This is a genomic window from Rothia sp. SCPM-O-B-18226 (M350) (assembly GCF_058213595.1).
The window spans coordinates 336,680-350,837 of the sequence record NZ_JBYQJS010000001.1 but is presented as its reverse complement, the minus strand read 5'-3'; the positions used below and the strand labels follow the sequence as shown (position 1 = coordinate 350,837).

10 protein-coding genes are annotated in these 14,158 nt (G+C 59.4%); 4 read left to right on the top strand and 6 right to left on the bottom strand.

Annotation, left to right across the window (positions count from 1 at the left end; genetic code table 11):
* The first annotated feature begins 37 nt into the window (after positions 1-37).
* Complete coding sequence (locus tag AC3E6W_RS01525) at positions 38-1,540, top strand: cation:proton antiporter domain-containing protein (RefSeq protein ID WP_490652168.1); 1,503 nt, start codon at positions 38-40, stop codon at positions 1,538-1,540.
* A gap of 589 nt (positions 1,541-2,129) precedes the next feature.
* Entirely contained in the window at positions 2,130-3,689 is a 1,560-nt protein-coding gene (locus tag AC3E6W_RS01520) for a molybdopterin-dependent oxidoreductase (protein WP_490652167.1), read from the top strand.
* A gap of 422 nt (positions 3,690-4,111) precedes the next feature.
* On the opposite strand, the gene AC3E6W_RS01515 is transcribed toward AC3E6W_RS01520, so the two are convergent.
* From AC3E6W_RS01515 to AC3E6W_RS01505, 3 genes are read right to left on the bottom strand one after another with little or no spacing between them, the layout of a single operon-like run.
* Positions 4,112-4,759 (bottom strand): LutC/YkgG family protein, encoded by a 648-nt coding sequence (locus AC3E6W_RS01515; protein WP_049331623.1) that lies wholly within the window; start codon positions 4,757-4,759, stop codon positions 4,112-4,114.
* Positions 4,759-6,387, bottom strand: coding sequence for a LutB/LldF family L-lactate oxidation iron-sulfur protein (locus AC3E6W_RS01510; protein ID WP_049343183.1), 1,629 nt, complete (start codon positions 6,385-6,387; stop codon positions 4,759-4,761). Before AC3E6W_RS01510 ends, AC3E6W_RS01515 begins: the two co-directional genes overlap by 1 nt.
* Before the next feature lie 16 nt (positions 6,388-6,403).
* On the bottom strand, positions 6,404-7,198 hold the full coding sequence (locus AC3E6W_RS01505; RefSeq protein ID WP_490652166.1) for a (Fe-S)-binding protein: 795 nt from the start codon (positions 7,196-7,198) through the stop codon (positions 6,404-6,406).
* An 844-nt stretch (positions 7,199-8,042) separates the two neighbouring features.
* On the opposite strand from AC3E6W_RS01505, the gene AC3E6W_RS01500 reads away from it, so the two are divergent.
* Both AC3E6W_RS01500 and AC3E6W_RS01495 read left to right on the top strand, forming a co-directional pair.
* The gene (locus AC3E6W_RS01500; protein ID WP_490652165.1) at positions 8,043-9,716 is read left to right on the top strand and encodes an L-lactate permease; all 1,674 of its coding nucleotides are present in this window, start codon (positions 8,043-8,045) and stop codon (positions 9,714-9,716) included.
* Positions 9,717-9,950: 234 nt separating this feature from the next.
* Positions 9,951-10,814 (top strand): FadR/GntR family transcriptional regulator, encoded by an 864-nt coding sequence (locus tag AC3E6W_RS01495; RefSeq protein WP_490652164.1) that lies wholly within the window; start codon positions 9,951-9,953, stop codon positions 10,812-10,814.
* A 119-nt stretch (positions 10,815-10,933) separates the two neighbouring features.
* Here AC3E6W_RS01495 and AC3E6W_RS01490 read toward each other — a convergent pair whose 3' ends face one another.
* The 3 genes from AC3E6W_RS01490 to AC3E6W_RS01480 form a co-directional block, all read right to left on the bottom strand.
* Complete coding sequence (locus AC3E6W_RS01490) at positions 10,934-11,860, bottom strand: phosphoribosylaminoimidazolesuccinocarboxamide synthase (protein ID WP_490652163.1); 927 nt, start codon at positions 11,858-11,860, stop codon at positions 10,934-10,936.
* A gap of 269 nt (positions 11,861-12,129) precedes the next feature.
* Entirely contained in the window at positions 12,130-13,413 is a 1,284-nt protein-coding gene (gene purD, locus AC3E6W_RS01485; RefSeq protein WP_070679952.1) for a phosphoribosylamine--glycine ligase, read from the bottom strand.
* Positions 13,414-13,538: 125 nt separating this feature from the next.
* Positions 13,539-13,868, bottom strand: coding sequence for a SemiSWEET family transporter (locus AC3E6W_RS01480; protein ID WP_049343177.1), 330 nt, complete (start codon positions 13,866-13,868; stop codon positions 13,539-13,541).
* Between the last annotated feature and the right edge of the window lie 290 nt (positions 13,869-14,158).

Sequence of the window (14,158 nt, the reverse complement as noted above, 5' to 3'; positions counted from 1 at the left end):
CCGCCCACTATATTCTTTAGTCTGCATATGAGGTTCTATGTTTCCTACTCTGCTATCCCTTTTAACGGTGGCCCCGGAGGTTTCCGGTACTGTGCTCACTTCGGGAACTACCCTGAGCGATGCCGCGTCCGTTGGGAGTAACGCCCAGTTCATTTCCATTTTTTGGATTACGCTGGTCGCGTTGATTTCTCCGATACTCTCGCGGCTGACGGCCAAGCGCATCCCCGATGTGGTGTTCCTGCTCATTTTTGGCATGCTCATCGGCCCGAACGTGCTACATTTGGCCGGTACCGAGGGCGGCATCCCCCTGCTGAAGGAGCTGGGCCTGGGTATGCTTTTCCTCATTGCGGGCTTTGAGATTAACGTTTCCTCCCTGCGTAGCCGCCAGGGCTCTACCGCGCTGGTGACCTGGGGTGTGTGTTTTGGCTTGGGCATGTTGGGCGCGGCGCTGATCACCGGTTTCTCTCACGAGGTGAATACCTATGTCGCGGTAGGCGTGGCGCTGAGCTCCACGGCGCTCGGCACCCTCTTGCCGATGCTGAAGTCGCACGGTGCGGCCGGCACGGCGGTTGGCAATGCGGTGCTGGTGCACGGAGCGGTGGGTGAGCTTCTGCCGGTTTTTGCTATTTCTCTGCTGCTTTCTTCGCGATCGCCGGGCATGGCGTTTGTGGTGCTACTGGCATTCATGGTCGTGGCTCTGGTGACGGCTCTGATTCCGCATCGCCTGTTTGCGCACCTGCCGGGTCTGCGCCAGATTATTGCGGCTGAAGCCAATACGACCGGCCAGACGATTCTGCGTCTTGCGATGTTCCTGCTCGCGACCCTTATCATGTGCACCGCTCTCTTTGATCTGGATGCGGTGCTGGGCGCCTTTGCGGCGGGCATTATCCTGCGTTCGCTGACTCCTCCCGCGGCTCTGCACCTGATTACGCGCCGTCTGGAGACGGTGGGTTTTGCCTTCACTATTCCGCTCTTCTTCGTAGTGAGCGGCATGGGCATCAGTGTTTCCGCAGTGGCTTCGAATCCGTTGGGCCTGGTCGCGGTGGTTCTGGGTATTCTGCTCTGCCGCGGCGTACCGGTGTTCCTGGCCGATGTGCTGGTGGATACTCGTTCGGGCCTGGCCTCGAAGAGTCAGAAGGCCCAGATGGCTCTCTATTCTGCGGCCGGTCTGCCCATTATCGTGGCGGTGACGGAGGTTGCGACCAGTTCGGGTCTTCTGGAGGAGTCCACGTCCTCGCTGCTGGTGGCAGGTGGCGCCCTAACGGTTCTGCTCTTCCCTCTGCTTGCGCTGTCCATTCGTCGCGCTTTGGGTGATTCGGATTCCGCCTCGGAATCGCCGAGCCGTAAGGAGCAGATGAACGCGAAGAAGGCTCAGCGTAACGCGCAAGTGAAGCTGACAACCGGGCTCATCCCGACGGTTCGCGCCGAGGGCACGGCGCAGAGTCGCGATGAGGAGGGTGCCCCGACCCGCGCTACCGCGAAGAAGCGTGCGGTTACGCGCTCCTCTTCTCGAGATTCTTCACGCAATCTCTCGGACTAGGTTCCTACCAACCGCATAGAGTGGCTGTATTCCTACTCTGCGCCCATCGCGCTGAGTATAAGGTTACATCCACTCTATGTGGTTTTTGTCTTTAAAACCCAAACACTCGCTATTCCTTGTATCACATCTCCATTCCCTCAAGTTTTTGCACCCCAGGCGCTGACGCAAACTTTTCAGGACGCTCTATAGTGGACGCCCACCCCTGAAAACCCTGTTTATTCCTGCCTTCGGGGCCTTTTTTCATTAAATTCGGATTTTTCACGCAAATATTACGAGACATGACGTGTCTTAGCTTTTGCGGGTGACACCCTGTCCTATAAAATTGAAAGTACACAGGGCTCGGTCCCTAAACACACATAAAACAACTACATACGCAGAGCCGCTTCTGCCTTGGCAGGAGCTGGTGCGCACCCTCTCACACGGGGTGTGCTCCTGCCGGAGATATAGCACCTGTTATGCCCCCGAAGGCTCTCAATGATGAGGAGGAATATATGAGCGAGAGAGTTTACTCTCCTTAGATAGCACCTCTAGGCCTCGCACTGAATCCTAACGATTGTCTGCACACACAGTCACTTCCGAAGGAAACATCATGCACCATCTACTCCTTACCGCGAGTACCGGTGGCGTGGAGCTGGACTTCCCGGCCTGGCTCCGAATTACCCACTTTATTAACTTCATTATGATGGGCTTCCTGATTCGTTCAGGTTGGGAAGTTCTCGCCTCTCACCCCCGTCTGTACTGGAACAACCACTGCACCCCGGGTTCCGAGTGGCTGAAGTTCACCAAGGACAAGGTTCCGACCGTCCCCGGTGAGTTCACCGCCCGTGACGATCAGCGTTCCCTGTCGCCGCTCATCTCTCTGCCCGGCAAGGGCCAGATTGGTCTGGGTCGCGCATGGCACGCACTGGTCACCTTCATCTGGATTGCTAACGGCCTGATTTACGTGGGCCTGCTGTTCCTGACCGGTCAGTGGCGCCGCATCGTCCCCACTAGCTGGGACATCATTCCTCAGGCTTGGGAATCCATCCAGATTTACGCTGGCCTGCATATCCCCTCGATTGAGCACTTCCAGCCCTACGATGCTCTGCAGCAGATTATGTACTTCACCGTGGTGTTCATCGTCGCACCGCTGATGATTGCAACCGGACCGATTATGAGCCCGGCTTTCTGCGGTCGCTTCCCCGGCTACGTGCGCCTGTTCCGTAACCGTCAGACCGCCCGTTCCATCCACTTCCTGGGCATGGCCTTCTACTGCGTGTTCACCGTCATCCACGTGGCTCTCGTCTTCGTTGTTCACCCGCAGTACAACATCGCCCACATGATGCTGAACAAGCCCTACAACGAGGTTGACGCTGCCCAGTTCGCACAGGCAGTGACCATGCTGATTGGCGGCATCGTCTTCGCTGTGGCCCTGTGGCTCCTGGCTTCCTACTGGTCCCTGCGCGACCTGCGATTCACCCAGACCTTCATTTGGGGTCTGACCCAGCCGATTCGTAACGTCCTGCTGGACCGTATCTCCTCGCGTCAGGTTCAGAAGAAGACCTTCACCGATGCTGACATCTCCCCCTTCCACTGGGTCAACACTCGTCCCCCGACAGAGCGTGAAAGCACCGAGTGGAACCGCCTGAAGGAGCAAGAGTTCGTTGACTACCGCCTCGAGATTGGCGGCCTGGTCAAGGAGCCGAAGTCCCTGAGCATCGACGATCTGAAGAAGCTCGGCAAGGAAGTCAACATCACCATGCACACCTGTATGCAGGGTTGGACCGGTATTGCTAAGTGGGAGGGCGTGCGCCTGCGCGATGTCCTCGCACTGGTAGAGAAGACCGACGAAGCTCGCTACGTCATGGTCACCTCCTTCGGCCACGTGGGCCACACCTACGACGGCCGCCCGACCGAACCCTACTACGAGTGCCTGGACGTCTCCATGGCAATGGAAGACGAAACCATCCTGGCATGGGGCATGAACGACAAGCCGCTGCCCGACGTTTACGGTGGCCCGCTCCGTCTGCGTGCTGACTCCATGCACGGCTACAAGATGGTGAAGTGGGTCAAGAAGATCGAGTGGATTAACGATTACCGCGACGTTGGCGACGGCCAGGGCGGTAGCCGTGAGGACTCCGGTCTGCAGCACTTCGACGCACGTGCCTAATTCGTAGCGCATCCTCTCAGACCATTCGGTCCGTGTGTATCTGGCGGACCCGGCTCTGAGGAGCACACACCCTGGGCGGGGGAAGAGCAATCTTCCCCCGCCCTTGTTTTGCGTCCCTGCGCCGCGCATAGCCCAGCTGTCGATCCCCGGGGAACCCGCGAACAACTCGGCGGCCGTTCCCGCACCGGATATTTCGCGCAGAAGCGTCTATGCAGGAGCGCCTGTACAGGAGGTATTCTCTCAGCAGGAGCCTCGGCCGGAGCGCCGTAGCGCTGACTCGAGCACTCCTAAAACGCCATAGATTCTCCGCTGACGGCCTGAGATATATCGTGCGATAGGAAGGGATAGGCATAAACGTAAGGAACCGCCTAGCGGGCTTTGAAAGCCTGCTAGGCGGTTCCTTCCTTATCTAGAGGTTCCGCTTACTTGGCGTCGTAGATGATGACGTCCAGGGTACGGGGGCCGTGCACACCCTCCACGCGAATCAGCTCAATATCGCTGGTTGCGGAGGGGCCGGAGATCATGGTCACCGGGCGGGTGTAGGTGATACGCTCAATCGCCTCGGGCACCAGCTCCACCACGGTAGAACGCGGGACCACACAGATGTGGTGGTCGGGCACCAGGGTGATGGCGCGGCGGCCTTCCTCCGGGTTGGTGTTCAAGAAGATGGTACCGGTCTCTGCGCAAGAGACGGTCGAACCGGTCACCACGGCGTCCACGGCGTCCAGTTCCTTCAGGCTCAGGCAACCGGGCTTGAGGGTGCTACCGGAGTCGGTGACGTGCTTACGCTCGGCGGTATCGGCGGGCAGCCACTTCTTATCCAGGCCCTCGGGCACCACGTAGGTGGACTTCTCACCCAGGCGCTCCGCGATAACCTCGGAGATGTTCTCCGGGGTGGCGAAGAAGACGTTAGCCTTGTAGTCAATCAGACGGCCGACGAGCATGTCGATGGTCTGCTCCTCGGTCAGCTCGCTGACGCGACGGTAGTTACGAACCGGCTCCGGTGCGGGGCCTACGCCCTCGAGAGAGGAGCGGATGCGTGCGAGGATATCTTCCTTAGCAGAGGACATTAGTTGTTCTCCTTAGCTTCGCGGGCTTCCTGAGCAGCCTTAGCGTTTGCAGCCGCTTCAGCTGCCTTACCCTTGTTGGCCTCGATGAGTGCCTGAATGTCAACGCGCGGTGCGTTATCGCGTGCCGCGGTCTTACCCTTCTCCTTCTTCCACCAGTTGCGGAAGGATTCCTTGGGAGGCTCGGGGATGTCGCGGTACTCGGTCCAACCGCCGACGATACCGGGAACAGCGGTGATCTTGTGCTTGCGACCGGCGATGAGGCGGGACATGGGCAGACCGCGCTCCGCGACCGACATCATCTTGCCGGAGGTGAAGAGCTTCTTCGCGCCGAGCATCATGGCGTCCATCTGCGAGAAGGGAGCCTTCTTGTTACCCTCGAACTCGCGAACGGCGTGCTTGGACTCGACATCCTTGGCGCGCAGGTGCACGAGAACCTCGGGGAAGTTAATCTTCACGGGGCAAACCTCGAAGCACGCACCGCAGAGCGAGGATGCGTAGGGCAGCGAGTTGTTGTGCGCAGCCTCGATACCGGAGAGCTGCGGGGACAGAATCGCGCCGATGGGGCCCGGGTAGGTGGAGCCGTAGGCGTGACCGCCGGCGCGCTCGTACACGGGGCACACGTTCATGCAGGCGGAGCAACGGATGCAACGCAGAGCCTGGCGGCCAACCTCGTCGGCCAGAACGGCGGTACGACCGTTGTCGATGAGGATGACGTGCATGTTCTGCGGGCCGTCACCGGGGGTGACGCCGGTCCACATGGAGGTGTAGGGGTTCATGCGCTCACCGGTGGAGGAACGGGGCAGCAGCTGCAGGAAGGCCTCGTAGTCCTGGAAGGTGGGCAGAATCTTCTCGATACCCATGAAGGTAATCAGGGTGTCGGGCAGGGTGAGGCACATACGGCCGTTACCCTCGGACTCCACGATGGTCAGGGTACCGGTCTCGGCGATGCCGAAGTTAGTGCCGGAGACTGCCACGGTGGTGTTCAGGAACTTGTTGCGCAGGCGGTTACGGGATGCCTCTGCCAGTTCTGCCGGCTCATCGGTGATGTCCGGGTTGATACCCTCAATCTCGCGCAGGAAGATGTCGCGAATCTCGCGGCGGTTGCGGTGAATTGCGGGCACCAGAATGTGGGAGGGGCGGTCGTGGCCCAGCTGCACGATTTCCTCGGCGAGGTCGGTCTCGATGGCGTTAATGCCGTTTTCCTCGAGGAACTCGTTCAGACCGGTCTCTGCGGTTGCCATGGACTTGATCTTGATGATTTCGTCCACGCCCTGCTCGCGGATCAGGTCCAGGGCGATCTGGTTTGCCTCGGAGGCGTTGCGGGCCCAGTGCACGTGGCCACCGGCAGCGGTGAAGTTGCGCTCGAACTGCTCGAGCAGCTCGGGGAGGTTTGCCAGAACGTAGTTCTTGACGCTCTCACCGGTGTTGCGCAGCTCCTGCCAGTCGGGCAGCTCTGCGGTGACGCGGGCGCGCTTGTTACGAATCGCGTGGGTCACGAAGCGCAGGTTGGAGCGCAGCTGCTCGTTCTTGAGCTCTTCCTTGGCGTACTTGGGGAAGGGGATTTCTTCGAAAATGTTGCCCTCGCCGTAATGAACGACCTTGGGCATACCAAGCTGAATAGCGGTCATGAGGTCTTGTCTTTCCTTAGGCGATTGAGAGCTCGATGTTCTTCGAGTCAATCTTGAGCGGGTTTTCCTTGGTGGAGGCGAGGATCTCAGCGAAGTGAATGGTCTTCACGTCGGAGCCGCGGCGCGAGAGCGCACCACCGATGTTCATGAGGCAGGAGCAGTCACCACCGGTGCAGATGGATGCGCCGGTTGCCTCGACGTTGTCGGCCTTGTCGTTGACCATGGCGCCGGAAACATCGGGGTTCTTGAAGGAGAAGGTACCGCCGAAGCCGCAGCACTGGTCCATGCCCTCAATCTGGGTGTACTTGATACCCTCAACGGTGCGGACCAGGTCCTGCTGGCGGGTGCCCAGGCGGAGCAGACGCATACCGTGGCAGGAGCTGTGGTAGGTGACGTGCTCGGGGAAGTAGGAGCCGAGCTGCTCGGCTGCGTTAGTGATGCCGAGGACGTCAATCAGCAGCTGGGAGAGCTCGAAGGTGCGAGAGGCAATCTGCTCGGCCTTCAGGGCCAGGGCCTCATCGCCGCGGCTGCGGGCTACCATAGCCTGCTGGTCGCGCAGGGAGGCAACGCAGGAGCCGGAGGGTGCAACAGCTACGTCCCAGTCCCAGGAGTCGAAAGCTTCAACGTGGTTCTTGATGACTTCGTAACCGTCATCGAAGTAGCCGGAGTTGACGTGCATCTGAGAGCAGCAGGTCTGGTTCGGGGGGAAGACAACCTCGTGGCCCAGGCGCTCAAGAATTTCGACGGTGGCGCGTGCTACGCGGGGGTACATGCCGTCAACGATGCACGTGGAGAAGAGTGCAATGCGCATGACTTGTCCGTCCTTTCCTCTGTGTTCAGAGTTTCTCGGTCTCACCGCCTGCGTCTGGGGCAGGCGGGGCACAGTCCGAACAAGTTCGGTCTTCCAAAGAAGCGACTCAGATGTATTGAGTCGGGGAAGCTGGGCCGGATGGTTCCGGCTAATGTGCGCGCCCCAAGTGGAGGTGGGATGCGGTGGGATCAGAAACCGTGGTGATGTCTTTTATCTTTCTAGCCATTTAACACCGTTGGGCGGCTTTTCTCTAGTTGGAATAGCACATACTTTCCTTGTTAAATAACCGGTTAGGTCGACCTGACCTTAAGGTATATTTCCCTACCTTCCGGTACATGTGACCTCATCTCCCATGCACCCCCCCGTAAGACCCCTATATTCTTTTCGCAGATTGAACATTTATCAAACACACAGAAGTGGACCATAAACCCCCTAGAAATCCGCCGTTCTGAAGATTTTATGGTTGTTTTATGGGGCTTTTCCTTTTTAAAACAACATTCTTTTCGGGTATATGCGTCCAAATGAAGACTCTCCCCTGGGTAAACCAATGACCCATACACCCAACTCGTGATGTATCTGAAAATATTCGAGTTTCAGAACCTGGAATTAACTATCAGAACCGCAATATTTCGGCAGTTTCACTGGAAGCGAGCCCAGGTTCCGGTCGCCTTCCACAAAAATGAGTCAGGTCACTTTTGGTGAAACACCACATTATCCGGTACTCTTCTAAACATGCGATCAATGGTCTGACCACATCCCCATGCAGGGAACAATGACTCGTTCCCCACAGAATTATCTATGGTCTGACCACACACAAAACACACCCTGAACCAAAGGAGTTCCAGTGGAAACTTATACCGCTGTAACCAATGCAGTGGGAGGTAGCCTCGGCCTCAGCGCGCTCGTGGCAACCATTCCCCTCCTCACCTTCTTTGTGATGCTACTGGGCGTTAAGGCACGCGCTCACTGGTCCGCACTCGTGGCACTGGCAGCATCCATCCTCGTAGCAGCGCTGGGCTTCCACATGCCCGCTGACCTCGCCGGTCTGAGCGCCGTCCGCGGTGGCATCTACGGCCTGGTCATCTGCTGGGTTATCCTCGGTGCAATCTGGTTCTACCAGATCACCGTCCTTTCCGGCCGCTTTGAAGATCTGCGCCGCGTCTTCGACCGCCTCGGCGGCGGCGACCTGCGCATCCAGGCTATCCTCATCGCATTCTGCTTCGGCGGTCTGCTCGAGGCACTGGCTGGCTTCGGCGCTCCCGTTGCAATTACCGCAACCATGATTCTCTCCCTGGGCGTTAAGCCCCTTAAGGCTGCTGTCACCGTTCTGATCGCTAACACCGCACCCGTGGCATTCGGCGCAGTTGCTGTCCCGATCACCACCGCAGGTGACGTTGGCGGCAAGGACCCACACGTTATCGCAACCATCGTTGGTCACCAGGCTCCGTTCCTGGCAATGCTCGTTCCCCTCATCCTGCTCGTCATCCTCGACGGCATGCAGGGCCTGAAGGACGCTTGGCTGCCCGCACTGGTCATCGGCGTTTCCTTCGCAATCGCACAGTGGGTCACCGCTGCTACCCCCGCATACAACCTGACCGACGTTGTTGCTTGCATCGTCTCCATGGGTGTTGCTGTTGTCTTCCTGCAGTTCTGGAAGCCGCGCGGCGTCGCAGGCGTTCGTGAACGCTACGGTCTGCCCGCACAGGCTGAAGAGAAGGAAGCTCTGCCCGCCGTTCGCGTCTGGATGGCACTGCTGCCCTACGTCATCGTCGTTGCAATCTTCGGTGTTGCTAACCTGCACGCTGGCCTGAAGGCATGGCTGAAGAGCTTCGTCATCAAGATTGATATCCAGGCTCTGAGCTCCCGCCTCGTCACCGCTGACGGCAAGCCCGTCAAGGACGCTGTCTACAACTTCGCGTGGATGTCCAACCCCGGCACCCTGCTGATCATCTCCGGTCTGGTTGTTGCTGTCGTCTACTTCTTCTTCAACGAGAAGGGCCGCTACGCCTTCAAGTTCCCGGCAATCTTCACCGAGTTCGGTTCCGTTGTCTACCGCATGCGTTGGTCCATCCTGACCATTGCTTCGGTTCTGGCACTGGCATACGTCATGAACTTCTCCGGTCAGACCATTGCCATGGGTACCTTCCTGGCAGGCCTGGGCACCGTCTACGCGTTCCTCGCACCGGCTCTGGGCTGGATCGGTACCGCTGTGACCGGTTCGGACACCAGCGCCAACGCACTGTTCTCCAAGCTGCAGGTGTCTGCCGCTGAGAACCTGCAGCACGCAGGTATCCACGGAGCAACCCCCGAGCTCATGCTGGCTGCTAACACCACCGGTGGTGTGGTCGGTAAGATGATCTCCCCGCAGTCGCTGGCTATTGCTGCTACCTCCGTGGACATGGAAGGCAAGGAATCCGACATCCTCAAGGCTGTCCTCCCCTGGTCCTTCGCTATGCTCGTGGTCGTCTGCATCCTGGTCTTCCTGCAGACCAACGTTCTGTCCTTCATGATTCCCTAATCTGAGGCTCACCCCTTAGAAAGTTCTTGAGGTGAAAACCTCAAGGACCATAGGACATTCGCCCCGGTATTTTCCGGAGGCCACGGCGGGGCGGCGAACCTTCTCGGTTCCGCCGCCCCGCTTTTTATGTCCTGACCACTCAACGAATAGCCCGAAATATCTCTGAATTAGCTCTGAGATATCTCAGGCGCAGAGTATTTCTTTTCGTTATCCGCCTCGTTATCAGGAGAGATTATGCCTCGTTCTTATGACGATACCCAGCCTGCTGAGGCGCCCCCTGCGGTTGACCGCCAGCCGATTCTGGCGGACCGCAGCTACAGCATCATCCTGGAGAACTTTGAGCGGCGCCTGCGCCTGGGTGAGCTGCGTGTGGGCGATAAGCTCCCCTCCGAGCGTGAGCTGGCGGCGCGGTACGGTATTTCCCGTCCCTCGGTGCGTGAGGGCCTGCGCGTTCTGAACGCGCTGGGCCTGATTCGTTCCAGCACGGGCTCGGGCCCGAAGTCGGGCGCGATTATTATTTCGGAGCCGTCGGATGCACTCAGCTGGGCTCTGCGCATGCACATTGCGACCCGTAGCCTGCCGGTGAAGGACGTTGTCTCAACCCGACTGCTGTTGGAGGGCCCCGCCGCCCGTGCTGCGGCAGCAGCGCCGGATTCCCCGGAGCGTGAAGCGGCGCTGGAGCGGGCACGCGTGCATCTGGTGGAGATGGATGAGCAGATCAGTGATGAGCGTTTCCATTTCTGCGATACGCGTTTTCACTATGAACTGTCGAAGCTTGGCGGCAATATTGTGCTTGATACGGTCATTGACTCTCTGCACATGGCGACGATGAGTTATGTGCAGGAGGCGGTTCCTTTCCTGAAGGATTGGGAGGCGGTCAAGCGCACGCTGCAGGAGCAGCATTACGGCATTATTGAGGCAATCACTTCGCACGATGAGCAGGCCGCCTATGATCGGGTGTGCGAGCATATTACGTGGTTCTATTCGCTGTCTGACCGGGCTGCGGAGGAGCGGGCGCGGCAGCATCCAGCGCGGGATATTCTGCACGAGGATTTGTGCCACGAGAACGTACACGATGAAGACGCTCATGACGGCTAGGCTTCGCCCCTCAACCTCATAAACCCACATAGCTAAAGGGCGGTGCCCCGGAAGAATGACCTTCCGGGGCACCGCCCTTTAGCAATCTCAAAGACTTATTTCAGCCCGAAATATTGAGTTTAGAACTTCGTGCCGGTCAGACGCTCATACGCCTCAACGTAACGGGCACGAGTCTTCTCCACAACCTCCTCAGGCAGGTGCGGCACGTTATCCGAACCATCCCAACCCGACTCCGGCGAACGCAGCCAGTCACGCACGTACTGCTTGTCGAAGCTCGGCTGAGCATGACCGGGCTCGTACTGCTGTGCATCCCAGAAACGCGAGGAGTCCGGGGTCAGAACCTCATCACCCAGGGTAATCTCGCCGCGGTACGAGTCGGTACCGAACTCCAGCTTGGTGTCGGCCAGAATAATGCCCTGCTCGCGCGCGATCTTCTCCGCGGTCGAGTACAGGCTCAGGCTCAGCTCCTCCAGGCGCTCGCCCACCGGCTGACCCACCTCAGCGTACAGCTCCTCACGGGTCACCAGCTCATCATGCTCACCCACCTCAGCCTTACCGGTCGGAGTGAAAATCGGGGTCTCCAGGCGGGAACCATCCACCAGGCCCGCAGGCAACTTCACGCCGGCAATCTCACCGGTCTCGTTGTACACAGCCAGACCCGAACCGGTCAGGTAACCGCGCACAATGCACTCCACCGGGAACATGTTCAGGGAGCGGCAAATCATTGCTCGACCAGCCACAACATCCGGAACGTCAGTGGACAGCACGTGGTTCGGAACCTGCTTAAGCTGCTCAAACCACCACAGGGACATCTGAGTCAGAATCTTGCCCTTATCCGGGATCTCGGTGGGCAGAATACGGTCAAAAGCGCTAATACGGTCCGAGGCAACAACCATGACCGAACCGGCACGCAGCTCAGCGTCATCATTGACGGTCAAGCCGGTGGCGTCGAAGCGCTCCTCATTCGGAACGTACAGGTCGCGGACCTTGCCGGAATAGATGTGAGTCCAGCCCGGAATTTCCAGGGGGTTAGAACGAGAAGTCATGAGAATTTCTCCTGATGAGGTGGTGTGATGTGGATGCAAAAAGTCTGTGTAATTACAATACCGCGACAGGCACGGCTCCCGATAGTGCCAATTGAGCATCAATACGGCACAATCTTGAGAACCCCACCTGCCCCGGTCGTCGCCGCCAGCACCCCCGAGCCGAGGAAATGAACCCGGGAAAAGCTGAGGCGACGAGGAATAAAGAAGCGAGTGGCAAAGAAGCGACCGGCTCCCCCACCCTCAAGCGGGGAAGCCGGTCACCTTAGGTTTTAGTCGCGCGGGGCGGGAATGTGGATGCGGTTCTCCACGGCCTTCAGCGCGATGTCGGTGCGGTACTGCGCGCCAGCCCAAGAGATGGCGCGAACGCCCTCGTAGGCGGCGTCGCGGGCGGCGCCCAGGTTCTCACCGAGCGCCACAACGGCCAGCACGCGGCCGCCGGCGGTGTGGATTTCCTCGCCGGAAACCACGGTGCCCGCGTGAATCACGTGCACGCCCTCCAGGGCATTCGCCTTATCCAGGCCGGAGATGGCGTCACCCTTGCGGGGAGTGCCCGGGTAGTTCTCGGCGGCCATAACCACGTCCACCGCGGTGCGGGGATCCCAGTCCAGCTCGGTACCCTCAGAAATTTCACCGCGGGCAGCCGCGCGCAACAGCTGACCCAGCGGGGTGCGCAGGCGCGCCAGAACCGCCTGGGTTTCGGGGTCGCCAAAGCGGGCGTTAAACTCGATGACGCGCACGCCGCGGTTGGTCACCGCCAGGCCGCAGAAGAGCACGCCCACGAACGGAGTACCGCGCTCAGCCATACGTGCAACGGTCGGGCGGGCAACCTTCTCCACGACCTCCTGCACGAAGCCCTCGGGCAGCCAGGGAAGCGGGGTGTAGGCGCCCATACCACCGGTGTTCGGGCCCTCGTCGTTGTCGAAAATGCGCTTGAAGTCCTGGGCCGGGGACAGCGGCAGAACGTTCTTACCGTCGGAGATGACGAAGAGGGACACCTCGGGGCCATCCAGGTATTCCTCGATGACTACGGAGCCGCCGGCCTCGAAGCAGGCGCGCGCGTGCTCAACCGCTACGGCGCGGTCCTCGGTCACCACAACGCCCTTACCGGCAGCCAGGCCGTCATCCTTGACCACGTAGGGGGAGCCGAACTCGTCCAGGGCGGCCTCAGCCTCGGGGAGGGTGCGTGCCTCGTGGGCACGCGCGGTCGGCACGGAAGCCTCTTCCATGACCTTCTTCGCGAAGGCCTTGGAACCCTCCAGCTGAGCGGCAGCCGCGGAGGGGCCGAAAACGTCAAAACCCGCCTCACGCAGTGCGTCAGAAACACCTGCGACCAGCGGCGCCTCCGGGCCAATAACGACCAGGTCGGCGTTCAGTTCGCGTGCCAGGGCGGTTGCCTGGGCGGGGTCATTCGCATCAATTGCGTGGACGGGAACATCCTGAGCAATACCGGCGTTGCCGGGGGCGCTGTGCACCTCAGTCACCTCAGGATCGCGCAGAAGCGCACGGATAATAGCGTGTTCACGGCCACCGGGGCCCAGTACCAAAACCTTCATAGTATTTAGGGTACCCGGTACCCTCTCAAAAAGGGGAGCCGAGGGCACTAAAAAACGGCCCTTCTCATGCCCCGACGCCCCGAAGGGCACATGAAAAGGGCCGTAGAAGTCGCTACGCGATGAAATTAGATGAGGGCGGTAATAGCAGCCAGGCCACCGAAGACAATACCGGGAGCGTTCGCAATGATGATCGGGACGTCCTTCTTGGGGCGCCACAGACCGTACAGAACCCACAGGGTGCAGTTGATAGCCGCAACCAGAGGCTGAATCCAGTCACCCTTGTGACCGCTCAGGTTACCGATAATCTGCGGGAAGTAGAACACGTACATGAGCACTGCGGTCACAGAAGCAACACGGGCCAGGATGGGGAAGAACTTTGCGTGGAATTCAGAATCCACGCCCACGCCACCCTTGTGGGAGGTGTTCTGCGCGAAGGTGTTGTTCTGCTCTGCCATGGATGTACTCCTTTACATGGTTGCCGCTCACCGCTCGAGAGTGAGTTCAGAGGGGTGAGGGGCGGTAAGGATGCATACTCGTACCGGGTCGCACCTAGCGATTTATTCCTAGGTCCGGGGTCGACCCCTAAGGACTGCATCAATTTCCTACTGGATACTTTACGCCCGTTCTCAGATCGCATAGTGGGGCGCGGCGGAGATAATGAGATTTTGAGTAGGTACACTCATAGCTCATCGATTGACGGGGTGGGGTTTTACTCATCTGCCGCTGCCTTGGTCATCGCCGTATT